Origin of the sequence: Flavobacterium collinsii (genome assembly GCF_902804485.1) — a bacterium.
In the GTDB taxonomy this organism is placed as follows: domain Bacteria; phylum Bacteroidota; class Bacteroidia; order Flavobacteriales; family Flavobacteriaceae; genus Flavobacterium; species Flavobacterium collinsii.
The window spans coordinates 37832-64559 of record NZ_CADCST010000086.1 but is presented as its reverse complement, the minus strand read 5'-3'; the positions used below and the strand labels follow the sequence as shown (position 1 = coordinate 64559).

Sequence of the window (26728 nt, the reverse complement as noted above, 5' to 3'; positions counted from 1 at the left end):
TCGCAGTAATTTTGTTTAATTTTGAGTAATCTTAAAAAAAAGTTATGCAAGAAGCCATCGATTTTCTATCTGCAAAGAATCCGGTTTTTCTGGAAATTATCGAAAAATATGGACTGCCGCCAATTCCAAAGCGGCCGCAAGGTTTCGAGACCCTGGTATTGTTGATCCTGGAGCAACAAGTTTCAATCGATTCGGCGAAAGCTACATTTTTAAAAATAAAAGCTTATACCACCTGTAATCCCGAAACCATGGCGGTTTTATCGGACGAAGAGTTTCGCGCATTGGGTGTAAGCCGTCAAAAGACAAAATACATTAAAATATTGGCAGAAGCCGTTCTGAGTAAAGACCTTGACATTGAAAGTTTGGCTGTAAAATCGGCAAAAGAAGTTCGTGAAGAGCTTATTAAACTGAAAGGAATTGGAAATTGGACGATTGATATTTATCTGATGTTCTGTCTTCAGGAACCCGATTTGATTCCGTTGGGAGATATTGCGGTTGTCAACACTATTAAAGAGTTATTGGATATTCACGACAAAAAGGAAATGGAAATTCACTCGGAACAATGGAGTCCGTATCGGTCTTATGCCACCTATTTACTTTGGCATTATTATCTAAACAAAAGAAATAGAAAGATTACCTATTAACTCACTGTTTTTTAAAAGAAAAGTACATAGATAAATGCAGTTTTTTATTGTAAAAAGGGATTCTTTAGTTACTTTTGCAGTCGAAATTATAGAAACAATAAAAAACGAAAATGACCGCAGACAAACTAACAACTTTCGATGTGTTGATCGAAATACCAAGAGGAAGCAGAAATAAATACGAGTACGATTTTGAAATTAAAAGAATGCGTTTCGACAGAATGTTATTCTCTTCAATGATGTATCCGGCTGATTACGGATTTATTCCGGAAACTTTAGCTCTTGATGGTGACCCTCTTGATGTATTGGTTTTAGTAAATGAACCAACTTTTCCAGGATGTGTTATGGAAGTAAAGCCAATTGGAGTTTTCCACATGGCAGATGATAAAGGACCAGACGAAAAAATTATTTGTGTACCAGTTTCTGATCCAATCTGGAATTCATTAAATGATCTTTCTGATATCAACGGACACTTATTAAAAGAAATCGAGCATTTCTTCCAGGTATACAAAGATCTTGAAAACAAACAAGTAGATGTAGAAGGCTGGGGAGATGTAAACGAAGCATTTGCAATTATCGCTGAGTGTACAAAACGTTTTGATGATATTGAAAACAAACCGGAAGGATTATTTAGCATTAAATAATTTATAAGCCGCCCAATTATAAAAAAAGCAATACTACCGTCAGGAGTATTGCTTTTTTGTTTAAATTCGTTTGAGTTAGTTTATTGACTTTTAACTATTAACCAAAAAACCATTACTAGATTATGAATGCATTTATGATTTATTTGCCAATCGTTATGGCAATTTTAGGATTACTTTTCATGGGAATAAAAAGGGCTTGGGTTTTAAAACAAGATGCGGGCGACGGAAAGATGAAAGAGATTTCAGAACACATTTACGAGGGAGCCCTCGCCTTTTTAAAAGCAGAATATAAATTATTGACCATTTTTGTAATTATTGCCAGTATTGCATTGGCCGGAATTACTTTTATTCCGGGAGTTAAAACGCATTTATTAATAGTAGTCGCTTTTATATTTGGAGCCTTATTTTCAGCTTATGCCGGTAATATCGGGATGAAAATAGCGACAAAAACGAATGTTAGAACAACACAGGCTGCTCGTACGAGTTTACCACAGGCTTTGAAAGTTTCGTTTGGCGGAGGAACCGTAATGGGACTTGGCGTTGCAGGTTTAGCAGTGTTAGGACTTACTGGTTTCTTTATTATCTTCTTTAATATTTTATCAGGAGGCGTATGGAAAGATACCGAAACCATGACGGTTGTTCTGGAAACACTGGCAGGTTTTTCACTTGGTGCCGAATCTATTGCTTTGTTTGCCAGAGTAGGTGGTGGAATTTACACCAAAGCTGCCGATGTTGGTGCCGATTTGGTAGGTAAAGTAGAAGCCGGAATTCCGGAAGATGACCCTCGTAATCCAGCTACAATTGCCGATAACGTAGGAGATAACGTAGGAGACGTTGCCGGTATGGGAGCTGATTTATTTGGTTCGTATGTAGCAACAGTTCTGGCCGCAATGGTTTTAGGAAACTATGTGATTAAAGATATGGGAGGCAATATTCAGGATGCCTTTGGTGGAATCGGACCAATTTTACTTCCAATGGCAATTGCCGGTTTCGGAATTCTATTCTCGATTATTGGAACGACGCTGGTAAAAATATCCGATGATAATGCCAAAGAAGCACAGGTACAAAAAGCACTAAATATAGGAAATTGGGTTTCAATTGTTTTAACCGCAATTGCCTGCTTTTTTTTAGTACAACATATGCTGCCGGAAACCATGCAGATGAGCTTTTTTGGAGAAGGGGCTAAAGATATTTCATCAATGCGTGTTTTTTATGCCACATTGGTTGGATTAGTGGTTGGAGGAGCTATTTCATCAGTAACAGAATATTATACCGGATTAGGAACAAAACCGGTTATGGCAATTGTGCAAAAATCATCAACAGGAGCGGGAACAAATGTGATTGCAGGTTTGGCGACCGGAATGATTTCGACTTTCCCAACTGTTTTATTATTTGCGGCTGCTATCTGGATTTCTTATGCTTTAGCAGGATTTTATGGAGTTGCCTTGGCAGCTTCTGCAATGATGGCTACTACGGCCATGCAATTGGCAATCGATGCTTTCGGACCAATTTCAGATAACGCCGGAGGAATCGCTGAAATGAGTGAATTACCAAAAGAAGTTCGTACCCGAACAGATATTTTAGATTCAGTGGGTAATACTACCGCAGCAACCGGAAAAGGATTTGCTATTGCCTCAGCGGCTTTAACGTCTTTGGCTCTATTTGCAGCTTATGTAACTTTTACCGGAATTGACGGAATCAATATTTTCAAAGCACCAGTTTTGGCTATGTTGTTTGTAGGTGGAATGATCCCTGTAGTTTTCTCAGCATTGGCGATGAATTCTGTTGGAAAAGCAGCGATGGATATGGTATACGAAGTACGTCGTCAGTTTAAGGAGATTCCTGGAATTATGGAAGGAACAGGAAAACCTGAATATGGTAAATGTGTCGAAATTTCGACAAAGGCAGCTTTGCGCGAAATGATGCTTCCGGGAATTCTAACTATTGGTTTCCCGATTGCAATTGTATTATTAGGGAAACTAGTTTATGCAGACAACAATCAGCTAATAGCTGAAATGTTAGGAGGATATATGGCTGGAGTAACGGTGTCCGGAGTACTTTGGGCTGTTTTTCAAAACAATGCTGGTGGTGCCTGGGACAATGCTAAAAAATCATTTGAAGCCGGAGTGTTAATTAATGGTGAAATGACGTATAAAGGTTCTGATGCGCACAAAGCAGCAGTAACAGGAGATACAGTTGGAGACCCGTTTAAAGATACTTCAGGTCCTTCTATGAATATCTTGATTAAACTGACTTGTTTGATCGGCTTGGTAATTGCACCTATTTTAGGAGAAGGGCATTCGTCTTCAGGAATGACCGAAAAAGGTTCCTGTTGTAAAAAAATGGAAATCCACCTTGGAGGAGATTCTAAATGTGGAGATTTCTCGAAGATGAGTAAAGAAGAATGTGCTAAAATGTGTAAAGAAAAAGGATGTTCTGCCGAAGAAACAGCAAAATGTCTGGCACATTATGATGCTAACGGAAAATACGTTCACCAAAAAACAGATTGTTTTGATACTACAAAATATAGTAAAAAGAGAGTAGAAGTTAACTTGTCTACAGTTAATGGGGTCACAGTGGGAACTGTAACCAAAACCGAAAACGGTAAAACTACTACAGAAGTTTTTGAAGGAACAGAAGCCGAAGTAAAAGCAAAAATAGAAGCTGCGAAATAAGTATAATTATACCTCACAGGTTTTTAAAACCTGTGAGGTATAATTAGGTTTGGGAATCGGATAATGTATTTCTTCCTATTTTTCGATGAGTATTCCCGAAAAAAAGAGCCATCGGCTCGGCCTATTTTGTAGAACCGGATTTTAATCCGGTGTCGAAAAAAATACACACAAAACAAAGAGTCGTAGGTTCGAAACATATAAAAAACAAAAAATGCCTCTAAATATTTAGAGGCATTTCTATTGGTGTAAATTTGTGAAATTCGTGTTTCTAGAACAGTCCGTTCAACTCGGCATCAATTCTATTAATGATGTTTCCTAAGTCTTCGGGATTATCTACGAAATTAATATTGTCAACGTCAATAATTAATAATTTTCCTTTGGTATAGGTTTGCACCCATGCTTCGTATCTTTCATTCAAACGGCTTAGATAGTCGATTGAAATAGAATTTTCGTAATCACGTCCGCGTTTGTGAATTTGACCTACTAAGTTTGGAATAGAGCTTCTTAAGTAAATTAATAAATCAGGAGCTTTTACTAATGACTCCATTAATTCAAAAAGAGAGGTGTAATTTTCAAAGTCACGACTTGTCATTAATCCCATAGAATACAGATTGGGAGCAAAAATATGAGCGTCTTCATAAATCGTTCTGTCCTGAATAATTTTCTTTCCACTTTCGCGAATTTGTAATACCTGACGGAAACGACTGTTCAGGAAATAAATCTGAAGATTAAAAGACCAACGCTCCATCTGATGGTAAAAATCATCTAAATACGGATTATCAACTACATCTTCGTAATGGGGTTCCCATTTGAAATGTTTAGCCAACAATTTAGTTAAAGTAGTTTTTCCAGCTCCTATATTTCCTGCTATTGCTATGTGCATTACGGTGTTACGATTTTATAATTTGTGATTTCTTTAGCTGTAAAAATAGATAAAATTTGGTCTTTGTAGCAGAATTTGTCAAACGATTTTTCTAAAACTTCAATTTCAGAAAATGCATTTGAGTCCGGGGTAGTAATGTCTTTAAAATACAGCAAATTAGCTTTGCTAAAAATATACTGGTGATTGTTAACGATTTCTATAGCATCAAAATCGGGTACTTTTCCCAAAGCAGTGGTTTTTCCAAAAATAGTACATGAAAACCAATTGTTTTTTTTGTCGATCCAATAAAAAGTATTGAAATCAGTTTGGTAATATTTTATCGTTTCTGTTAAAGGTGTAGAAACAGTTTTGTATTCATTATTCAGATAATCAAAAAGGCCGATTTGCTGATTTAGAGTATTGTAAATCCATAACTGGTTTTGTGTTGACATTCCGATTGCGGAAACAATAATTGGTGTATTGTTCAGGGAAAAATTAATGTCTGTGATTTTATTCAGTTGATTGTCCAGTAAAACAGCTGTGTTGAAGTCTTCATAAAATAAAACTATTTTAAGCGGATTTTGTAAATCGACTTTCGTGATTGTTCCGAGAGAAACATTTTTATATTCAAAAACCTCTTTTCCTTTGGTTTTACTGAAGACATTATTTTTAATCTGATAGTAGTAGCCAAAAGAATCATAACCCAGAAACTGATCTGAAGTATTGGTAAAATGAGAAAGAGGCACCGTCTTTATTTTTTGACTTTGCGAAAAAACAGCTGAGAAAGAACAGACCACAAAAAGAAAAGATAAAAGAAATAAATGTGTCGCTCTGTTCATGATGTTTACGTTTCTAAAAGCCAAATTACGAAAAACTACAGTAGAAATGGCGCAAAACACCGAGATTTAGATTTTTGATACTTCAGAAATTATAATTGTCAGGCTAATAGACGATTTTGTCTATAAGATAGAGGAGTTGATATATTTAACTTTCTGTATTTTAAAATAAACAATACATTTGAATATAAGTTTGTTAGACTCTCTCACTTTTTAAAGAAAACACAATGAAAAAAGTAATCTATTATATGTCAATGCTGCTTGTAATCACACAGCTGCAGGCTCAGAAAGAATTTCAGGGAATGGCGGTTTACGAATCAAAAACACAGGCGCCAAAATTTGAAGGCATGAGTACGAACCGTGATATTACGCCCGAAATGCAAAAGAACATAGAAGAGCGAATGAAGAAAATGCTTGAAAAAACATTTATTCTGAATTTTGACAAATCGGCTTCTATTTATAAAGAAGAAGAAAAGCTCGACGCTCCGGGACAACAGGCAGGCGGAATGCGTGTCATGGTAAATTCGTTTATGGGTGGTGGTGGAACCTTTTATAAAGATGTAAAGGCTAAAACTTACACGGTAGATAAGGAATTTATGGGAAAAGAATTTCTTGTAATAGATTCCCTGCCTAAGCTAAATTGGAAAATGGAGGCTGAAACAAAACAAATAGGAGGGTATACCTGCTACAAAGCAACGGCAGTAAAAGAAGCCAGCAAAACCGATTTCAGGAATTTCAGACCTAAAAAAGAGGAGGAGAAAAAAGACGATAGCGGGAAGGCTTCGGGAGAAACGAAGACCAATTTTGCAGATAATTTCGAAATGCCCAAAGAGATTATTATAACTGCCTGGTACTCGCCGGAGATTCCGGTAAATCAGGGGCCTGAGAATTATTGGGGATTACCGGGGTTAATTTTGGAAGTAAATGACGGAAGAACTACTATTTTATGCTCTAAAATAGTATTGAATGCCAAAGATAAAACAGAGATAAAACCTTCTAAAAAAGGGAAAGTGATTTCTCAAAAGGACTATGACGAAACAGTCATTAAAAAAATGGAAGAATTGAGAGATATGAATCGTGGACGCGAAGGCGGTCCTGGCGGTGGCCCGGTATTGATAAGACGTTAATTTTTAACACATCACTTTTAGTTTTTTTCCAATGAAAAATATACTTGTCTTCGTTATTTTTTTAATGACGTCTCTTTGTGTTGCCCAAACTGTCCGTTTTGACGGTTTTATCCAGGATGAGAAAAAGAATCCGCTGGAAATGGCCAATGTAATGGCTGTTAACACCGTTACCAAAGCTATGGATTCTTACGGAATTACTAATGATAAAGGAAAGTTTCAATTGACATTGAAGCCAAACACCTCTTATTCAATTAAAATCAGTTATCTCGGTATGAAATCGAAAGAAATTGCGGTTTCGACTCAAAGCATCAATATCGCTCAGAATATTGTTATGGACGATGCCGGTATTGAGTTGGAGGGAGTTGAGATCGTCCGCGAAATGCCAGTGTCGATTAAAGGTGATACTATCGTTTACAATGCCGATTCGTTTAAATCCGGCACTGAAAAAAAACTGGAAGATGTACTGAAAAAACTGCCGGGTGTTGAGGTAAATGCCGATGGAGAAATCGAGGTTGAAGGGAAAAAAGTCAGCAAATTAATGGTTGAAGGAAAAGACTTTTTTGACGGAGACACCAAGCTTGGCGTTAAAAACATTCCGGCCGATGCTATTGATAAAATTCAGGTTTTAAGAAATTATAATGAAGTTAAGGCATTAAAAGGTTTAGAGAACGATCAGGACAATGTGGCGATGAATATTAAACTGAAAGAAGGTAAAAAAAACTTTTGGTTTGGTGATGTAACTGCCGGAACTGGAGTTGGAGAACTCGATAGCCGTTATATAATTAATCCTAAACTGTTTTATTACAGTCCGCAATACAGTATTAACTTAATCACCAATTTTAATAATATTGGCGAATTGCCACTTACAGCGCAGGACTACTTTAAGTTTACAGGCGGATTTAAAAACATGATGAAAAAGGGTGGAAGCAATTTTAATGTTTCTTCTAACGATTTGGGAATTTCGATTCTGAGAAACAATCGCGCTAAAGAGATTGAAACGAAATTCGGAGCCACAAACTTTGCCTACTCCATTACAAAAAAATGGAATATTAGCGGTTTCGGAATACTATCTACTTCAAAAACAGATCTGGAAACCAAATCGCAAACCACTATTTTAGATTCGGGAAACGAGCAAAAAAGAGATGAACTGACCCATCAGAAAAATAATTTAGGATTATTTAAACTCAGTTCAAGTTATAAACCCAACGACAAATTTCAGTTTGACTATGATATTCTCACGAAATTATCCAAGCAAAATGAAGATACCAATTTACTGCGGGAATCGGTTGTGAGTAATATTTCGGCTTTAGAGACTATTTTAACCAATAAAAAACAGGACCCGACCTCGGTAAATCAGGATCTAAGTTTGTATTATACCCAGAGCGATAAAAACATTTTTGCTTTTGAAATGCAGCATTTGTATCAGGATGAAAATCCATTTTACAATGCTAATTTGCGCACACAGCCTTTTGATCTGGCAGGCTATACTTTAGGGCAGGATAGAAACGACCTGAACCAGCAGCGATTTGTGAAAACAAATAAAGTAGATGCTAAATTGGATTATTACTATATGGTAACACCAAAAAGCAACATCAATATTACCCTTGGAAACACATTTTCGTATCAGGATTTTAATTCGCATATTTTTCAGATTCTGGACAATGGTACTAAAAATGATTTGAATGATTCGGAGAATAACAATCAGGTAAAGTACAATTTTAATGATGCGTTTCTGGGGTTTCACTACAAGATACTGGCTGGGAAATTTACCTTGACACCCGGGGTGAGTGTGCATACCTACAACATGAAAAATACCCAATCCGGAACAGATTATTCGCAAAACTTCGTCAAAGTATTGCCTGATTTTTTTGCCTTGTACCAAATCAAAAAATCAGAAACGCTGACCTATAATTTCTCTTTGTCGAACGATTTTACCGATATCAATCAATTGGCTTCGGGTTATGTTTTGTCCGATTACAGCAGTTTGTTTAGAGGAAATCGCTATCTCGAAAATGCCACTTCACAGGTACATTCGCTGCGTTATTTCAAATACAATATGTTTAATTTTGAGAACATTTTTGCCAACGCAACCTATACTAAAAAAGTAGATGCCATTAAAACCAAAGCCAATTTTGAAGGAATTAACCAGTCTTCGTCGCCCTATAATTCGAATCTGGCCGATGAAACTTTTACCGGAATGGGGAATTACGGACGTTCTTTCCTGAAAAATTATAAAGCTTCTGCCAATGCAACTTTCAATTGGTCAAAATTCAATAATATTCAGAACAATATTCTGGCAACAACGGAGAGTTTTAGTCAAAGCTATACCGTAAAAGCTTCAACAAATTATAAAAACTTTCCGAACATCGAATTTGGATATAATGCACTAATTAACAAATATAGCGGATCAACATTTTATACAGATAAGCCTTTTGCCAGATTGGATTATTACTTTCTGAAAAGTTTTTCGTTTGTTTCTGAATATGAGTTTTACCATTATTATAATGGCAATAAAACGGTGGATAACGAGTATGATTTCTTGAGCGCAAGCTTAATTTATCAAAAAAAGGACAGCAAATGGGAGTACAAAATAGCGGCGACTAACCTCTTAAATACAAAATATCTTAATGATGATAGCTTTTCGCAGTTTTCTACAAGAGTTTCGCAATACACGGTACAGCCTCGTTATATTATCTTTTCGATGAAATATAATTTATAGTATTTTAAGTACAAATGTTATATTTTTAGTACTCAATTTCAATTACAATAAGGTATCTTTGCGCGCGATATTAACAACCAAAATTTTAAACATGCGCAATTTTACATGGAGTTTTTTAATGTTTTTTTGTTTAGTTTTTACTTCTTTTTCTCAAACAAAAAGTATTGAAAAAGGAACTTATCTGTCGGCGAACAGAGGGCAAAAGATCAAATTAAATTTATTAGAGAATAATAAGTACGAATTAATATTGTATTCGGGAGATTACAGTATAAAGGGAGATTCATTATCTTTCTCTCAAGAGTTGAGCACTGAAGAAGGTTTCGATCTTGCTATGATAAAGGATAAGAATGCAAAAAAAGTTAAAGTTAAATTTATAGATCCTTCTTTTTATCCATTTTATATAGGAACACAAAAAGGAAGTGGGGCAATTCAATATCAAAAACTGTTAGATATTAAGAATGAAATAGATCCGGAATGGAGAGATGCGGATATAGAATTTAACATTGATAGAAGTGATTTTTTGTATTTAGTATTAGAAGGTTCTGAAACCGAAACTAAGCTTTATAAGTATGCTCTGCCGAAGGATGTTGCAGAAATAACAATTAAATACAATTCGGGTATTGAGAAGGACTTAAAGATTTCCGGTTTTTTGGATAAGAAAACAAATAAACTTCAGATTTCTGATAAAGGAGGGAAGAATCCGTTGTTTTTTGTAAATGAGAAAGAGCAGAAGCCTGAAAGTGAAGTAAGAGTTAGTGCTATTGAGAGTCAGAACATTCCTAATTGGACCTATCCAGGCAAAGAGTCGTTAGTTGATGAAAATTTTGGCAATGAAGCGGTTTCTACAGATAGTATAGCTGGTGTAGAGGAAAATGATTCTCCGAAGTTCGATTTTAAACTTAAAATCGAAAATAATTTAAAGGATGCTATTGCGGCAACTAAAAATTCAAAAACGAAATTTTTGGTTGTTTATTCAGACGATAAAAATCCTTCCGCAAAAGCCGATTTTGATCAATTTGTGAAAGATAGGGAAGCAGAAATTTCAACTAATATGTATGATGCCTATCATGCTGAATTTGATGTTTTTAATTATTATTTAGCGAGTACAGATGATAAAAACTGGCTTAAGAAAAATAAGTTTGCAGATACACGCAGTGTGATTGTTTTAAATAATGCCGGTGATGTTCTGACCAGTGTGAAATCTACTTTAGAGGAGGAGAAAGGAGTATTTAATTTTTATAACGGATTTCCAAAAAAGCTTGAGAAAGCAAATGCTTTCTATATTTTTAATAAGGTTATCAGAAATAAAAAAGCGACAGATGCTGATCTGATTGCGGCCTTTAACCAAGCAGCCATTTTAGGGGATTATGAGACAGGTTCCGAAACAGAAAATGGAGTAATTTCGACAGGTTTTAAACTGGGTAAGTTTACTTTTGAAAAAAAGAATGTTTTGCAAATTTGGAAAAAAGTAATTGAAAACCATCAAAAAGATACAAAACCGAATATGCTTTTGGTTGAAACGATCCTTAAAGAAATTAATAATCAGGGGTTTTATAAGTTGTTTTTTAATGAAGACAGAGTGTTTAATACTACTGATTTTCTTGCGATTGATTATTTAATTAAGCATTATGATGCGATTGAAGCAACCAAAGGCGAAGAAAAAACAACTATACCGGTGGATTTTTCTTTAGTAGATCAAATTTCCAACGCTTTGTATACGAATGGTAACGGTTTAGGGGATGAAATTCCTGGTAAAACAAATAAAAATCAGACAATTAAGAGTTATAAAAAGTTAATCGAATCAGGCAAGGGTAGCTTATTTCTTTATAAAAACTATTTTGCTATTCTGGAAGATGAGCCTGCATATCCGAAAGAATTTAATGGTTTCTTTAATGAATATTTATCGTTAGAAAAAGGCAATCCGTTTGAAAGATTAGACGAATTGTACAATGCACTAGATTCTTCTGGTGAATTTTCTTTTGAAGGATGGAATTCTTTGAAAGCATATTTTTCTGATCTGTGCAATTCAGCAGCCTGGGAAGTTGTTTCAAAACAGGACAATGTTGATTTTGTAAAAAATGCAATTAATTGGTCTGAATACAGTCTGATTGTAACTAAAAACAATCCTTATTATTTAGATACATTAGCACAGCTGTATTATAAAAACGGGCAAAAAGAAAAAGCAATCCAAACTCAGGAAAAAGCATTGCAGTACTCCGGGACAGTTCAGGATGAAGAAACAGTAAGCGAGATGAAAGAAGTCTTAGAAAAAATGCAAAACGGAACGTACTAAAATAGGAGTCTTTCGTAAAGTAATACCCCGACAGTTTTCGGTAAACTGTCGGGTTTATTTTTACTGATTTTTGATCTTCACCAGGACCTTTATGTTGTAATAATTTAATGTTTTCTTTTTGTTTTTCAGTGAGCCGCTCGCATTAAGATAAGTAATTAAAATTTTATAATGATCCGTTTCAACTTCCTGATTAATTTTTTTATTCGAATTGTGATTTGGACTGAACTTCGGATTTGCATTCACAAAATCAATAATTTTTAAAGGAATATTATCCTGATTGATCTTTAAGTTGAGGCCGTAATCTTCAGTTGTGGAGGTAATCGAATAACTCTTGTTGTTAATTTTGATGCAGTCGGTACACTCGAAAGAGTCATTATTGGAAAGGGTGAAAGCCATATCATAACCATGAATATTCTCCACCGTACTTAAGTCGTAGTTGGAATAATAAAATTGTTCACTTTTGTTTTCTTCGCGGGCATAGCTGGATTCATATTCATAGCCTAAAGCTTCCATGATTTCATAATCGCTTGGGTCTTTCTCTTTTTTAAGCAGTGCTTCCAGCTTGGTTTTGGCATAAGGGACCATAATTTCGATACCATAATTATCCGTTAGAAAAGACACAATACTGCTTAGCTCCTGTTGTTGTTTGAAATTTAGTTTTTTGTCGTCTGTTCTCTGCATATAAGTTTCAAATCGAGTCAGCTGACTGTATTTCGAAATCGAATTGGCGCCTTGTGGTCCGGCTATAGAAAACAAACCTGCAAGGCATAAACTTATTGGAATGAACTTTATTTTAGGATGTTTCTGAAAGAGAAAATAGGCCACAACAATTGATAACCATACCGACATTAACAGCACATAATAGCGTTCATGTGTAAATCCGTAAAGATCTATTCGGTATAAAATAGCCCAAAAAAGTAATCCCAATAGCGGAATCAACAGAAAGTAAAACCAACGATTGAAAGTTCGCATCCAAAGATTACCGGTTTCTGTCGCAATAGGATGAACCAATAAAAAGGAAAGGATTCCGAAAATTGCAAACACCAGAACGAGATAAGAAACCCAGCCGACTGGCAGTGAAAGGGTTATTATAATTTTTGCTTCATAACAGATTAGAATAACCAGATAAAGACTTATCAAAGGCAATAGTACAAACTGAGTAAAGTTTTTAAGTCCTTTAGGATAATTCAAAACCAATGGAGCTTGAGGGCTATTAGTCTCGGGAACTCCGCTCAAAAAGAAAGTCGTATTGAAAATCCCGGCAATAATAAAAAAGACATGCAGATAAATATGATCGTAAAAATCAACATTAAAAAGCTTGTCGACGGCCAAAATTGCCAAGGCCAAACCTGAATAAAGCACGATGCTGTACAAACCGGCCGTTAGAATTCTAAGGAAAAGCTGTTTGTTGAATTCCCAAAATTCATCCTGATTATAAGTTCTGGGCAGAAAACCCGCAAATGAAACTAACAAATGGAATACAATATTCAGGACAAAAAACTGCTGTATTTCTACATCCGTTGTGTATTTATGAAAACTATTCACAAACAGAAAAACCAGACTCCCTAAAACGATACTGACTGTAAAGCGCAGTATGTTATTTTTTTTAGAAGCGAGGAAAAATAAGCTGATGGAGAGAAATAAAACCAGACACAATGAACAGCTCATTAAAACTTTTTCGTAAAACTCTTTGTTGGAATTATTGTAACGCACTTCATTAAGAATGATGGCAAATATAGTTCCTGAAATGGCGGTGATTATTTCTAACGGAAATCGAAGAACCGTTTTTAGCGTTGCGTTTAGAACATTTTGTAAGGATGGTAGTTTGCTCATTTTTTATCAGATATTTTGTACAAAGTAAGGTGAATTGTAAGAGATAAACAAATAAAAATGACAATGCTAAAAAAAGGATGCCGGCATTTTGCTGATTTTGTATTTCAGCAATGTTTCAGAGCCTGAGAAGTGTTTTTTTCTCTTTAAATCACTAAGTTTGGAATACTAAATTTAAAACGTATGAAAAATAAAATGATCCTCGTTTTAATGGCTTACGGAGGAGTAGTTTTTTCGCAGGCGATTAAAAAACCTTTAGTTTCAGCAATTACAGATAAAGACCTCAAAACCGATATGTACCAAATGGCTGGTGATCACTTTAATGGTCGTGAAGCAGGAACTTTAGATGAATTAAAAGTATCAATGTGGTTGGCTAATAAAGCCAAAGAAGCAGGAATGGCTCCTGCAGGTGATGATGGAACCTATTTTCAGTTTTTTGATTTGTACAGGCATCAGGTGACTCCGAATACAAAATTTAAAATTGGACAAAAAGAATACAAGTTGTGGAAAGATGTTTTAGTAGCGGAAACCACGAACATTAAACTAGATGCACCATTGCTTTATTTGGGTGCGGCTACAAAAGAAGAAATTGAAAAAGCCGATATCAAAGGGAAAGCAGTTGTATTATTAGCATCCAAAGAAGGAATCGCAGACGATATTTCGCTTTTTGACAGACGTTATCCGGGTCTGGTTCGAAACAAATATTACGATCTTGTAGTCAAAAAGGGAGCAACAGCCCTTATTATGGTCGCCGATGAATTGGCAGAGCAAAGCTGGTCTCAGGTGGAACCGCAAATGACAAGAGGGATTTATGGAATTGAAGGTTTCCGTGATAAAATTGGAGGTACAATGCCCGTTTTTTGGGTGCACAACGACCAATTGGAATATTTAAAAAGTACCAAAGATTTTTTGTCGACAGAAGTAATTTCAGAAACGTATAAATATCCTTCAGTGAATGTTGTTGGTAAAATTGAAGGAACTGATCCAAAATTAAAAAATGAATATGTTCTTTTTAGCGGACATCAGGATCACGATGGAGTAAGACAAAAGTACGGACAGGATTCTATTTACAACGGAGCCGATGATAATGCGAGTACTTGTGTTGCCATGCTGGCCATTGCAAGAGCCTATAAAAAGCAGCCTGGAAAAAGAACTTCCCTGTTTGTTTTCCATGGTTCAGAAGAGCGTGGTTTGTTAGGTTCAAGATGGTATGCCTCGCATCCTACCGTTCCAGAGAAAGACATTGTAGCGGTATTAAACGGAGATATGATTGGAAGAAACAATGTCAATCAGGCGGCTCTTTTAGGGTCCAGTTCTCCCCACGAAAATTCTTCAGATTTAGTTGCTATTGCTAAAAAAGCAAACGATGAAGGGCCTAAATTTGATTTAGACAAACTTTGGGACAGACCGGAACATCCGGAGTATTTTTATTTTCGCTCTGATCATTTGCCTTATGCCAGAAAAGGAATTCCGTCTGTTTTTTATACCAGTGTTTTACACAGTCAGTATCATACACCGATGGACGAGTCTGAAAACATTGACTTCGTGAAACTGCACAAAATGACCGAATGGATCTACCGTACAGGCTGGATTTTATCGAATGATGCAGGTCGTCCTAAGACCTTGCCAAACGTACAATTAGAGCGTTAGAAAATAGTGGTTTGTGTTGAATTTTAGACGCTGATGACGCAGATTTACTTCGTAAAAACGCTGAAAAAAAACAGATTGAATTAGATTACTATCGATTTATGGAATGTAAAAGCTTTCAGGGATTTTTAGCAACTAATAAATCAGGAAAAAAATTCTGTTTTTATCCGTGCTTTCGCGATAGCGAATCTGTTTCATCCGCGTTGAAATAACGCACAGATTTAAACATTAGAAAACGACCATATTCAATTAAAAAAGAGGCTGTCTAAAATGAATAGACAGCCTCTTTTTGTTTAGATCTGAGTTATTAGCCTTTTTTACTTCGATAGAGTTGTTGTTGTTAGTATTGTTTTATTTATTTGAATCAGAATAACTTCGAATAACTTTTCGTACACTTTTAGAAAAATCACCGATTCTTGGAAAATTTTCTGTAAAATCGCGTTTCTTTAAAACTTCTTTGGCTATTTCTGCCGAGATAAATTTTTTGGGAACATACATCAATTCATAAGGATGATGTTTTAAAAATGCATCAGCAATGGCTTGTGTATATTTTTCTTTAGGTATATCTGAACCAGATATACCCGTATATTTTTGGACAATTTCAGACAACAGTAATTTTTCATCCCAAAACACAGCCCAGCAAGCATCTGCTAATCTTGGGTGATTGATATGTTCCCTAAAATTCGTACTATGCTTACGGGCTAATTGAGCAAATATATCAGGATCGATACTGTTTTTAGCATGATTAAATACATGCTCATTAATGTATTTTCCGGAAATTCGATCAATAGCCATAGGGTTAATATCTATCGCTTTGCAGATCATTTCGGAACTGTAGTATAGTGATGGGATATAATGGCTTTTTTGATAGCTATAGGCCAAAGCTGTTAAATACATGTGTTCATCACGATATTGGTCCGGAACATTCTCAATAGAATGGGTTTTGTGCTGAACGGCTTTTAGGCATAAATTGTAATTTAATAAATGTTTGGGCAGTTTATTTAGTTCAGAGGTAACGGTAACCGCCCAATCACACAATTCCTGATCCCATAGCCCAGCAGGAATATATTTAGGATCAAGAAAATCACCTTTGGATTTAAGCAGCAGCTCTTTGGTAATACATTTTTTAGGAACATAATTAAGGCTACAGATGCTGTGTTCTAATAAAGCTTCGATAAGCTCATTAGTTTCAAGCAGGTCTTTTGGGAAATACTTCGCAATACTTACAATATAACCAGAGCGAATCATTTTTATAGCATTGATACAAAAGTCTAAAGTTCTGTATTCCTTAGGAACTTTATTAAACTCTTCATATCCTTCTCTTTTTAAATAATCTAACCAATACGCACCATCCTGAACAATTTCGGTTACTTCAATGTTCTCATCTGTCCAGTTTACTTTAGTTGGAGCTTTATAAAAGAAATCGGAACTGTTATTTATGTCATAATCTGCTTCAAACCTTTTATTTGTTTTTTTAGCCAGGTCATGGTATTTTTTTGCATTCTGTGCATCACCAAAATGATGAAATACCAAGCCCATCAGCCAATTTGAGGAACTATGGTCATGCATTATATCAAGCGCTGTTTCTAAGTCAGATTTTGCTTTGTTCCAATCTCCTTTGAGGAGATAAGCTTCTGCGCGTACGCGATACGAAAAATGCAGTTTATCTTCTTCATTATAATAATCATAAGCATCTTTATTTTTATCACGATCTGTCTTTTTATCGCCTATTGAAAAGTCAGCCCATTTTACCGCTTCATCTAATTGGCGAAGACGTATTCTTGCCAGGGCAGTAAAATCGGCAGCTTGATTACTTAAATTTTTAAATTTATCAGGAAAGAGATTGGCTGCAGTATCTAAATAAGGGATTGCCTGCTCGTAAGCTCCAGTATTAAAAAGGAGTATTCCTGCCCTGAAGTATGGATCATAATAGGCGGGTGATAATGCTAATTGTTGTTTGCGTATAGCAAAAGCTTCTTTAGAGCGTTGTAAACGGGTATACTCTTTGGCTTGTTCCTCAAGAAGTAAGGAATCAGGATTAAAGCCCTCGATAAAGATGCTTTCGTCTTTTTGCAGTGTTTGAGATATCATGTCAAAATTCCATATTGGAGAATCATCGACAGCGCCATAGTAAATCGGATATAATAATTCGGGCTTTAGGACAAAAATTTCACTATGCCAGAAAAAACAAGGGTTTTTAAAAGCCATTTTTTGATAATCTGAGCCGTCGCAGAGGATAAAAACAATGGCGTCACGATTTAATTTAATATTAGATAAATCGTAAAACCACGAAAAGACATATGGGGTTTCAATCTTTAATTTAGAGGTGGTCCACAATACTTCATGGTCTTCGGCTAAAAAAGAAACAAAATAACGGGCTGTTATTTTTCCTTTCACTCTTAAAGATGCAGTATTAGCAAGAGAGTCGCAATAAAGGTTACCAGTAACCCATAAATTATTACAGCCGGTATGAAAATGTCCTTCAAGGGTAAGATTACCTTTTACTGCAATGTTAAAATGATAATCTTTTTCTTTTAAGGTTTTAAGCTGATTTTCAGAAAGAGTGACATCGCCGTCAAAATACAGCATGTCTGGATTCTCTGTGTCATCTTCATCTTCGTCTTCATCATAAATATAAAATCGGGATGGTGGTGGAAGTTTGCCTATCTTTTTTTCTATCTCACTTGCAGCGAGAATCTGGTACGAAGGTAATTCTTCTTTTTTCATATTATATGAATTTTGTTGTTCATTATCTTCGTTTATAAGTCAAAGATTAGTAAAGCTTTATTAAGAAACTTTGTTTTTTTCTTACAGAAGAAGCGTAAATTTAATTTCTTATTATAGATGATTTTGTGAGAATTAAATAAGTGGTACAAATGATGGAATAAATGGTCGAACAACGAAACAACTGGTTATAATCAATTGAAGGAAGCGATAGAAAATATGTGTTTGTGTTGAATTTTAGTCGCTGATGATGCAGATTTACTTCGTAAAAACGCGGATCAAAACGGATTTACTATTTGAAAACTATCGAATTAGCTGAAAATACCAAAAGGCTTTCTAAAATTTTAGAAAGCCTTTTTTTGTTATGTCTATTTTCGGATTGGATTATAATTCAAATTGTATACCTACTTTTTTGAATTTTCTTCCAGTAAAGAAGTCAAGAAAAAATCCGTTTTCATCCGCGTTTTTACGAAGTAAATCCGTTTCATCTGCGTTGAATTAAAATATTGATTTTGTCGAATGATACAGCTCGTCAGATATTAAAATAAAAAAACCGATTTCTAAAAATAGAAACCGGTTTCTCTTATGCTTAAGACAAATAGTTGTCTAATAATTTAAGATCTATAATCCGAAAGCAGCTTTTACCTGATCAACGAAATCAAGTTTTTCCCAAGTAAACAATTCCACAGTAACTGTTTTTTCGTTTCCGCCCGGAGCAGAGAAAGTTTTAGTTACAGTTTCTGGTTTACGTCCCATGTGTCCGTAAGCCGCAGTTTCGCTATAAATAGGGTTTCTTAATTTCAAACGTTGTTCGATAAAGTAAGGACGCATATCAAAAATAGCTTCCACTTTTTTAGCGATTTCACCGTTAGTTAAGTTTACTTTAGAAGTTCCGTAAGTATCAATAAAAATACCCATTGGCTCAGCAACACCAATTGCATAAGAAACCTGTACTAAAATCTCGTCAGCAACACCTGCTGCTACTAAGTTTTTAGCGATATGACGTGTTGCATAAGCAGCACTTCTGTCTACTTTACTTGGATCTTTTCCTGAGAATGCACCACCACCGTGAGCACCTTTTCCACCGTAAGTATCCACGATAATTTTTCTTCCTGTTAAACCAGTATCTCCGTGAGGTCCTCCAATAACGAATTTTCCTGTTGGATTAATGTGGTAGTTGATTTTATCATTGAATAAGTGCGCGTGCGCTGGATTTTTAGCAATGATTCTTGGAATCAAAATTTCGATAATATCTTTTTTGATCTTAGCAAGCATGGTAGCTTCTTCGTCAAAATCATCGTGTTGAGTTGAGATTACAATCGCATCAATACGAGTTGGTTTATTATCGTCACTATATTCTAAAGTTACCTGTGATTTAGCATCAGGGCGTAAATAAGTGATTTCCTTATTTTCTCGTCTTAAGATAGCTAACTCTTGTAATAATTTATGAGACAAATCAAGTGCCAATGGCATGAAGTTTTCGGTTTCGTTTGTAGCGTAACCAAACATCATTCCTTGATCTCCAGCACCTTGCTCTTCTGGCTTAGCTCTGTCTACCCCTTGATTAATATCTGCTGATTGCTCATGAATTGCCGAAAGAATTCCACAAGAATTAGCCTCAAACATATATTCGCTTTTAGTATATCCAATTTTACGGATTACTTCGCGAGCAATTTGCTGCACATCAAGATAAGTATTCGATTTTACTTCACCAGCTAAAATTACCTGACCTGTAGTAACCAGAGTTTCACAAGCTACTTTTGAGTCAGCATCAAATGCCAAAAAGTTATCAATTAATGCATCCGAAATTTGATCTGCAACTTTGTCTGGATGCCCTTCACTAACAGATTCTGACGTAAATAAATAAGCCATAATAATTTATTAAATTAAAATTAAGCGAGAAAAAATAATTGCTAAAAAGGGCTAAAGGAGAATTTCTGCTTTAGCATTTTTTACTACCGAAATCTATGTTTCAGTACCCATAACGAACCGTTTCATTATGAAGAGGTTGCAATCAGTTCAAATTTTTCCTCTGTATTCGCGTGCAAAGGTATAAAACCATTTTGATTTGCAAATTAAACTTTTCATTTTTTTGATTTTAGAAGCAGAAATTTAACATATCATACTATTTTGATAGGGTAATAGAAATTATTTTGGTTTTTGTTTGGTCGATTAAAAAATAGTTCGCAAATTTGCCCCATCAAAATAAAACAAAAAATGAAATTAACGATTTGCAATATGTCATGTATGATGCCGGAGCCTTCCGCAGAGACACTGTTGTAGTTTTTTTAAAGAAATATACATATAGAACCTCTGCCGCTCGCAGGGGTTTTTTTGTTCCAAAAAGAAACCGGATTGTAAATCACTTTTTAAGTCAGAAAACAATATAAAACCAGAAAAAAGTAATGAAAAAGAATGTAGTAGTAGCTTTAAGTCTTTTGACCTTTTCGGGCATTTATGCGCAGGAGAATAAAAAAGAACAGGACAGTTTAAAAAATAATGAATTGACCGAAGTGACCATTGTAGGGTCACGCAGCAAAAACAGAGTAAAAACAGATGTACCGGTTCCGGTTGACGTTTTTAATATTTCAGAAATAACAAAAGGAGCACCACAAACCAGTGTAACCCAAATTTTAAATTATGTGGCACCTTCTTTTACCAGTAATGCAACTTCCACCGCAGATGCAACAGACCATGTTGACCCTGCGCAGCTAAGAGGTTTAGGGCCGGATCAGGTTTTGATTTTGGTAAATGGGAAACGAAGACATACAAGTTCGTTAGTCAACATTAACGGTTCACCGGGAAGAGGGTCTGTAGGAACAGATTTAAATGCCATACCTTCATTTGCTATTGAAAGAATCGAGGTTTTGCGTGATGGTGCAGCGGCTCAGTATGGTTCGGATGCGATTGCGGGAGTTATTAATATCGTATTGAAAAAGAATGCCAATTATCTTTCAGGAGATATACAATATGGTACCAACTTATCTTCGGGATCGAATAATTTTAAAGGAGGAGCTGATGGTCAGAATTTACAAGTTGATTTAAATTACGGAACCTCTTTGGGTAAAGCAGGGAGTTTCCTTAATGTTACCGGTAGCGCTGTGACCAGACAGGCAACAAGCCGCGCAGGAATTAGAAGCAACGCAATTTTTAATGCCTACAATGCTGTCGAGAACAGAGCAGCTCAGAACGGTGTGAACATTAATTCATTTTTCAGTAATATTAATAATACCCCAAATTCAGCGCAAATTTTGAATTCGCTGAAACAGTATGCACCACAGGTGGGTTACTTTACACCGGCACAGCAAAATGCAATTGCTTCGGCAGGTACTATTGCGCAAATGCAAACTGCTTTGAATTTTGATGTAACCAACAATGAGTTGGCGTACAGAGGTCAGGAAAGAAGCGACTATAATATGAGTGTAGGTCAGTCTGAATTAGCATCTGGACAATTATATTACAATACAAAGTATCCGTTAACAGAAACAACATCTCTATATTCATTTGGAGGTTTGTCTTATAGAAATGGTAGATCGTATGCTTTTAACAGACTTCCAAACGGTTCAGGAACTTTTACGCAGGTGTATCAAAACGGATTTTTACCAGAAATAGAATCTTCGATCTTAGACGCTTCTGCGGCGGTTGGAGCTACTACAGAATTATTTGGTTTTGATACAGATATCAGTACAAACCTTGGAACAAACTCTTTTAAATATGATGTGAACAATACTATTAATGCTACTTTGGGGACAAATTCGGCTTCAAGTTTTTATGCCGGTAAAGTTTCGTTTTTGCAAAGTACAACCAACTTGGATTTAAGTAAAAAGTACGATGTTTTAAATGGACTAAACGTTGCCTTTGGTGGAGAATTCAGATATGAAAAGTATCAGATTCAACAAGGAGAAGAAGCTTCTTACGGACTGTATGATACCAACGGAAATTTGGTTCCGGGAATTTTACCAAGCAATTCACCTTTAATAGTAACCGACTTTTTTGGGAATAAGCGTGGAGCCGGAGCACAAGGATTTTCGGGGTTTCAGCCTTCAGATGCTAAAGTTAAAGACAGAAAAAGTGGCGCAGCTTATGTAGATTTAGAATTAAATGCAACAGAAAACTGGCTTCTAAACGGAGCAGCGCGTTACGAGAACTATTCTGATTTTGGAAGTACAGTTACCTTTAAACTGGCGTCTCTTTTGAAATTAACAGACAATATCAACTGGAGGATTTCAGGACAAACAGGTTTTAGAGCCCCTTCCTTACAGCAAAAATATTTCGAAAGCAGTTCAACTCAGTTCATAAACGGTTCTCCTTATCAGGTGGGTTACTTTACAAACGATTCACAAGCGGCCAAAAGTATTGGAGTTGAAAACTTAAAAGCGGAGAGATCAAAAAGTATCAGTACTGGATTTACATTCAAAATTCCTGAAGCAAACATTACCATTGCAACAGATGCTTATTTTACCAGAATCGATGACAGAGTGGTGCTTACAGGACAGTATGCCAGGCCAACAGATGCACAGATAAATGGAGTAACATCACCGGAGCAAAAAGATGCTCTAACCTTATTTCAACAGGCATTTGACTTAAAAGGTGTGGAAAGAGCTTCGTTCTGGACAAACGGAATCAACTCCGAGACCAAAGGTATTGATGTTGTAATTTCGCATAAATACAATGTTATTCCGGATTTCACGATCAGAAATGATTTTGCATTGAGCTACAATACAACCAAAAGAGTTGGAGAATTAAATGTTCCTCAATCCATTATCAATGCAGGTGGAGAGCCTTTTAAATATTCATTCTTTCCGGAGTCAAGCCGAATTTATTTAGAAGAAGCCATTCCAAAATTGAAAGCCAATTTGATGACTACGTTTAGTATCAAAAAACTGGACATTTATTTGAGAAACAGTTATTTCGGAGCGGTGACAGACCCGGGAGCGACTGATGTAAATTTAGACGGATCCTCTTCTGTTTACGAACATCCTGAATACAGCGCTAAGCTGGTTACCGATTTGTCTTTTGGATATCAGATTAACGAGAAATTCAGATTCACAGTTGGTTTTAATAATATAGGTGATGTTTATCCGGACCGTAACAATCCTGCAACACCTGCCTTTACTAATACAACGCCAACATTGTCGCCTGCGCCAAGTACAGATTTAAGCAACGCCAATCAGTTTGCTTATTCCAGAGCAGTATCACAATTTGGATTGAACGGGAGATTTGGTTTTGCCAGATTGAGCTTTAAATTCTAAATAACATAATATTGGCCACAGTTTATAAGAGTTAAAATGATTGTAAGATGAATTCAAATCTGTTTAATCAATATAATCTGTGGTTTTTTTTTCAGCGTAAGGCCAGTATTCACAAGGGGTAATAAAATTTTTACATTAAATATTACTATTTAATTTGGTAGTTCAGAAAATACTTATTACATTTACTCTATAGAATTAGTCGAATTAAAAAAAGACAATAATTTTAAATCAAATAGAAATGAAAACAATAGCAAATAGTATGATGATGTGTTGTGAGATGATGCAAATGTGCATCCCAAATTGCTATTACCAAAAGTGAAAGAGTGAATCTTTGTTATAGTTAGAACTATAAGCCCTTTTGGTCGCCATCCGAAAGGGCTTTTTTTAATTCTGAAACTAAAACGAATGTCATGAAAACACTACATATTATATTAAGAGAGATTTTATACCGATTGAAAACAGATTTTAAACGATTTGCAGGTATAGTTAAGAACAAAAGAGAGAATGCAGTTAAAATAAAAGGAGAGTTGTATTCGAGTGAATCAAACTCCCTGCTCTTTCAAATGTATTTACACGAAGAAGAAGATCTTTTTATATGAGATAAAAAACGACTTAAGAAATCAATAATAAACCAAAAGCTATTAACAATATCTAAAACTAAGAAATCATGAGCACACAAAAATTTGCCACAAACGCACTACACGCAGGACACGATGTTACTAAAAATGCAGGAACCAGAGCAGTTCCAATTTATCAGACATCATCGTATGTTTTTAACAACTCAGATCACGCAGCCAATTTGTTTGGTCTTGCTGAAGCTGGATTTATTTACACCCGATTAAATAACCCTACAAATGATGTTTTGGAACAACGTCTTGCGGCACTTGAAGGTGGAATTGGGGCAGTAGTTACAGCCTCAGGAGCCTCTGCAATTTCCACATCTTTATTAACTTTACTAAAAGCAGGAGATCATATTGTGGCTTCTAATAGTTTGTACGGAGGAACGTATAATTTATTGAGTGTAACTTTACCGCGTTTAGGGATCACAACTACCTTTGTAGATCCTTCAAAACCCGAAAATTTCACTAAAGCTGCCAAAGAAAACACACGGGCATTTTTTGTTGAATCTTTAGGAAACCCAAAATTAGATGTGCTTGATCTGAAAGCGATTGCAGTGGAGGCTAAAAAATTTAAAGTTCCTTTTATTGTAGACAATACAGTAGCTACTCCTTATTTATTAAATCCGATTGCTTACGGAGCAGACATTGTCATTCACTCCCTTACCAAATATATTTCAGGAAACGGAACCTCATTAGGAGGAGCCATTATCGACGCCGGAACGTTTGACTGGGCGAATGGTAAATTTCCTGAGTTCACAGAACCTTCACCGGGATATCATGGCTTAGTGTATCACGAAGCTTTAGGAAATGCCGCTTTCATTGCTAAAGCGAGAATCGAAGGATTACGTGATTTTGGAGCAGCTTTGAGTCCGTTTAATGCTTTCCAGATCATTCAGGGATTAGAGACTTTACCAATTCGAATTCAAAAACACAGCGAAAATGCTTTGGCTTTGGCTTCCTGGTTAGAAAAACAGGAAGAAGTAGCCTGGGTGAACTATCCGGGCTTAAAAAACAATAAATATTATGACCTGTCACAGCAGTACTTACCAAAAGGGCAAAGTGGTGTCGTTACCTTTGGATTAAAAGGAGGTTTTGAAGCAGCCAAAAAAGTGGTAGATGAAACCAAACTTTTCTCGCTTCTGGCCAACATTGGTGATACAAAGTCATTAATCATTCATCCGGCAAGTACAACGCACCAGCAATTGTCTGATGCCGAACAATTAGAAACGGGAGTTTCAAAAGATCTGGTTCGACTTTCCGTTGGATTGGAAGATATAGAAGATTTAATTGCTGACTTGCAAACTGTTTTTGCAAGCGTGACCGAGTCACAATACAGCATTAATAAAAACTAGGTTTTTTTGTTTTTTGTTTGAAAAATTGCCTTTAGCAGCGTGATTTCTGCTAGAGGTGATTTTTTATAAAAAGCAAATCAGTATAAAAGTTTTAAACCTTATAGGTGTTGAGGTTTAATGTAGAGTGCTACAGTGTACTTAAAATAGTTATAAGGTTTAAAAAATTAAAAAGTAAAATTATGTCAAAGCTTAAAATAAATATCATCCTTTTTGGAATTGGAAATATAGGGAGTACTTTGATCAATCAAATTATTGAAAGTCAGGAGTTTTTTCTCAAAAGTAAGAATATCGATTTTCACTTTCCGATTATCACCAATTCAACTGTAGCTTTTTTCGAGAAAGAAGGTGTAGGATATGCTTGGGAAACCAATTTTCTGGAATTGGCTGTTCCTTTTAAGGTTCAGGATATTATTGAATTTGCCAAAGAAAATGAATTTGAAAATTTAATCGCTGTAGATGCTACGGCGAGCGATGAGTTAATACATCATTATAATACATTGATCGAAAACGGATTTAATATTGTAGCGGTAAATAAAAAAGCCAACACATTGCCGATTGATTTATACAAAGAGATTAGGTCAAACCTTAAAAAGTACGACAAAGAGTTTTTGTATGAAACCTCAGTAGATACCGGATTCCCGGTTTTACAAACTTTGAGAGACTTGTATTATTCAGGCGAAAAAATCACAAAGATTCGTGGTGTTTTTTCAGATAATCTGAGTTATGTTTTTAATCGCTTTGCTGCCGAAGAAACAACCTTCTCTTCTTTATTAAAAGATGCGAGTTTACTCGGTTTAATGCGTTCCACCTTTAAAGAAGATTTATCCGGAAATGATACAGCCAGAAAATTGCTGATTCTCACGAGAGAAATTGGAAAAGATTTTGAGCTGTCAGATATAAAAATTAATTCCCTTATTAATGAAGAGCATCTGGAGCAAAACGGCATTCTGAATAAAGAAGCGCTCGACAGATCGTTTAAAATTGCTAAGATTAGTCAGGCAGATGATCATGTACTGCGATACGTGGGAGAATTTGATGTTGTAAAAAACACATTAGAAGTCAAACTGGTTTCAGAACCCATTACTTCAGCAATAGGTCAGTTGAAAGGATCAGATACCATTTTCGAAATTTATACACAATCGTATGCAGCTGTTCCAATTGTGATTCAAAGTGCTTCGGCCTGTAAGCAAGCCATTTCAAGGGGTGTAATTACAGATATTTTAAAAGTAGCCGAAAAGATCAAAAATAAAGAAGCAGTCTGGTTGTAAGTGGTTTCGAAATACTAGTAAGTTGTTCTTTGATATAATGAAACAGGAAAGTTTTTAAGTTATTTTTTGTAAGATTTATCTTTTAAATATTGGTATGTTAATTTTGTAAGATGTTTTTTAACCTAAAAAGGCCGCTTTTTAACGTTTTTTGGGATTAATTTATTGAGTCTCACTTGCATAATTGATAAAATATTCGCAAATTTGTAAGACTTCAAAACTAAAGAAGAAATAATTTAGT

16 protein-coding genes are annotated in these 26728 nt (G+C 35.5%); 11 read left to right on the top strand and 5 right to left on the bottom strand.

All coding sequences use genetic code 11. From position 1 onward, the window contains the following. Positions 1–44: 44 nt before the first annotated feature. The 3 genes from FLA105534_RS12965 to FLA105534_RS12955 all read left to right on the top strand — a co-directional run bounded on the left by FLA105534_RS12965 (position 45) and on the right by FLA105534_RS12955 (position 3960). Positions 45–644: a DNA-3-methyladenine glycosylase family protein gene (locus FLA105534_RS12965; RefSeq protein ID WP_173966548.1), complete on the top strand. Its 600-nt coding sequence runs from the start codon at positions 45–47 to the stop codon at positions 642–644. A 110-nt stretch (positions 645–754) separates the two neighbouring features. Further along, positions 755–1285 carry an inorganic diphosphatase gene (locus tag FLA105534_RS12960; RefSeq protein WP_173966547.1) on the top strand — a complete coding sequence of 177 codons (531 nt, stop codon included), beginning with the start codon at positions 755–757 and terminating at the stop codon, positions 1283–1285. A gap of 122 nt (positions 1286–1407) precedes the next feature. Next, on the top strand, positions 1408–3960 hold the full coding sequence (locus tag FLA105534_RS12955; protein WP_173966546.1) for a sodium-translocating pyrophosphatase: 2553 nt from the start codon (positions 1408–1410) through the stop codon (positions 3958–3960). Between the two features lie 268 nt (positions 3961–4228). On the opposite strand, the gene FLA105534_RS12950 is transcribed toward FLA105534_RS12955, so the two are convergent. Together FLA105534_RS12950 and FLA105534_RS12945 are read right to left on the bottom strand one after the other, a co-directional pair. Then, positions 4229–4843: a deoxynucleoside kinase gene (locus tag FLA105534_RS12950; protein WP_173966545.1), complete on the bottom strand. Its 615-nt coding sequence runs from the start codon at positions 4841–4843 to the stop codon at positions 4229–4231. Next, positions 4843–5661: a hypothetical protein gene (locus tag FLA105534_RS12945; RefSeq protein WP_173966544.1), complete on the bottom strand. Its 819-nt coding sequence runs from the start codon at positions 5659–5661 to the stop codon at positions 4843–4845. The genes FLA105534_RS12950 and FLA105534_RS12945 overlap by 1 nt, the downstream gene beginning before the upstream one ends. Positions 5662–5885: 224 nt before the next feature. On the opposite strand from FLA105534_RS12945, the gene FLA105534_RS12940 reads away from it, so the two are divergent. The 3 genes from FLA105534_RS12940 to FLA105534_RS12930 all read left to right on the top strand — a co-directional run bounded on the left by FLA105534_RS12940 (position 5886) and on the right by FLA105534_RS12930 (position 11797). Further along, positions 5886–6785: a GLPGLI family protein gene (locus tag FLA105534_RS12940; protein ID WP_173966543.1), complete on the top strand. Its 900-nt coding sequence runs from the start codon at positions 5886–5888 to the stop codon at positions 6783–6785. 31 nt (positions 6786–6816) lie between these two features. Then, positions 6817–9504: a carboxypeptidase-like regulatory domain-containing protein gene (locus FLA105534_RS12935; RefSeq protein ID WP_173966542.1), complete on the top strand. Its 2688-nt coding sequence runs from the start codon at positions 6817–6819 to the stop codon at positions 9502–9504. Positions 9505–9595: 91 nt separating this feature from the next. Then, the gene (locus FLA105534_RS12930) at positions 9596–11797 is read left to right on the top strand and encodes a CDC27 family protein (RefSeq protein WP_173966541.1); all 2202 of its coding nucleotides are present in this window, start codon (positions 9596–9598) and stop codon (positions 11795–11797) included. A 60-nt stretch (positions 11798–11857) separates the two neighbouring features. Here FLA105534_RS12930 and FLA105534_RS12925 read toward each other — a convergent pair whose 3' ends face one another. Beyond that, positions 11858–13630 carry a DUF4153 domain-containing protein gene (locus FLA105534_RS12925; RefSeq protein ID WP_173966540.1) on the bottom strand — a complete coding sequence of 591 codons (1773 nt, stop codon included), beginning with the start codon at positions 13628–13630 and terminating at the stop codon, positions 11858–11860. A gap of 180 nt (positions 13631–13810) precedes the next feature. Here FLA105534_RS12925 and FLA105534_RS12920 point away from each other — a divergent pair, with 180 nt between their 5' ends. Beyond that, positions 13811–15277, top strand: coding sequence for a M28 family metallopeptidase (locus FLA105534_RS12920; protein WP_173966539.1), 1467 nt, complete (start codon positions 13811–13813; stop codon positions 15275–15277). Positions 15278–15625: 348 nt separating this feature from the next. On the opposite strand, the gene FLA105534_RS12915 is transcribed toward FLA105534_RS12920, so the two are convergent. Both FLA105534_RS12915 and metK read right to left on the bottom strand, forming a co-directional pair. After that, positions 15626–18001, bottom strand: coding sequence for a tetratricopeptide repeat protein (locus FLA105534_RS12915; RefSeq protein ID WP_173966538.1), 2376 nt, complete (start codon positions 17999–18001; stop codon positions 15626–15628). A 618-nt stretch (positions 18002–18619) separates the two neighbouring features. Then, the gene (metK, locus tag FLA105534_RS12910; RefSeq protein ID WP_173966537.1) at positions 18620–19870 is read right to left on the bottom strand and encodes a methionine adenosyltransferase; all 1251 of its coding nucleotides are present in this window, start codon (positions 19868–19870) and stop codon (positions 18620–18622) included. Between the two features lie 533 nt (positions 19871–20403). Here metK and FLA105534_RS12905 point away from each other — a divergent pair. From FLA105534_RS12905 to FLA105534_RS12890, 4 genes are all read left to right on the top strand, one after another. Then, positions 20404–23250 (top strand): TonB-dependent receptor plug domain-containing protein, encoded by a 2847-nt coding sequence (locus FLA105534_RS12905; RefSeq protein ID WP_173966536.1) that lies wholly within the window; start codon positions 20404–20406, stop codon positions 23248–23250. 410 nt (positions 23251–23660) lie between these two features. Then, a complete protein-coding gene (locus tag FLA105534_RS12900) occupies positions 23661–23849 on the top strand; it encodes a hypothetical protein (protein ID WP_173966535.1) in 189 nt (62 codons plus the stop codon). Positions 23850–23917: 68 nt separating this feature from the next. Next, on the top strand, positions 23918–25222 hold the full coding sequence (locus FLA105534_RS12895) for an O-acetylhomoserine aminocarboxypropyltransferase/cysteine synthase family protein (RefSeq protein WP_173966534.1): 1305 nt from the start codon (positions 23918–23920) through the stop codon (positions 25220–25222). A 179-nt stretch (positions 25223–25401) separates the two neighbouring features. Continuing rightward, the gene (locus FLA105534_RS12890; protein WP_173966533.1) at positions 25402–26490 is read left to right on the top strand and encodes a homoserine dehydrogenase family protein; all 1089 of its coding nucleotides are present in this window, start codon (positions 25402–25404) and stop codon (positions 26488–26490) included. Positions 26491–26728 lie beyond the last annotated feature (238 nt).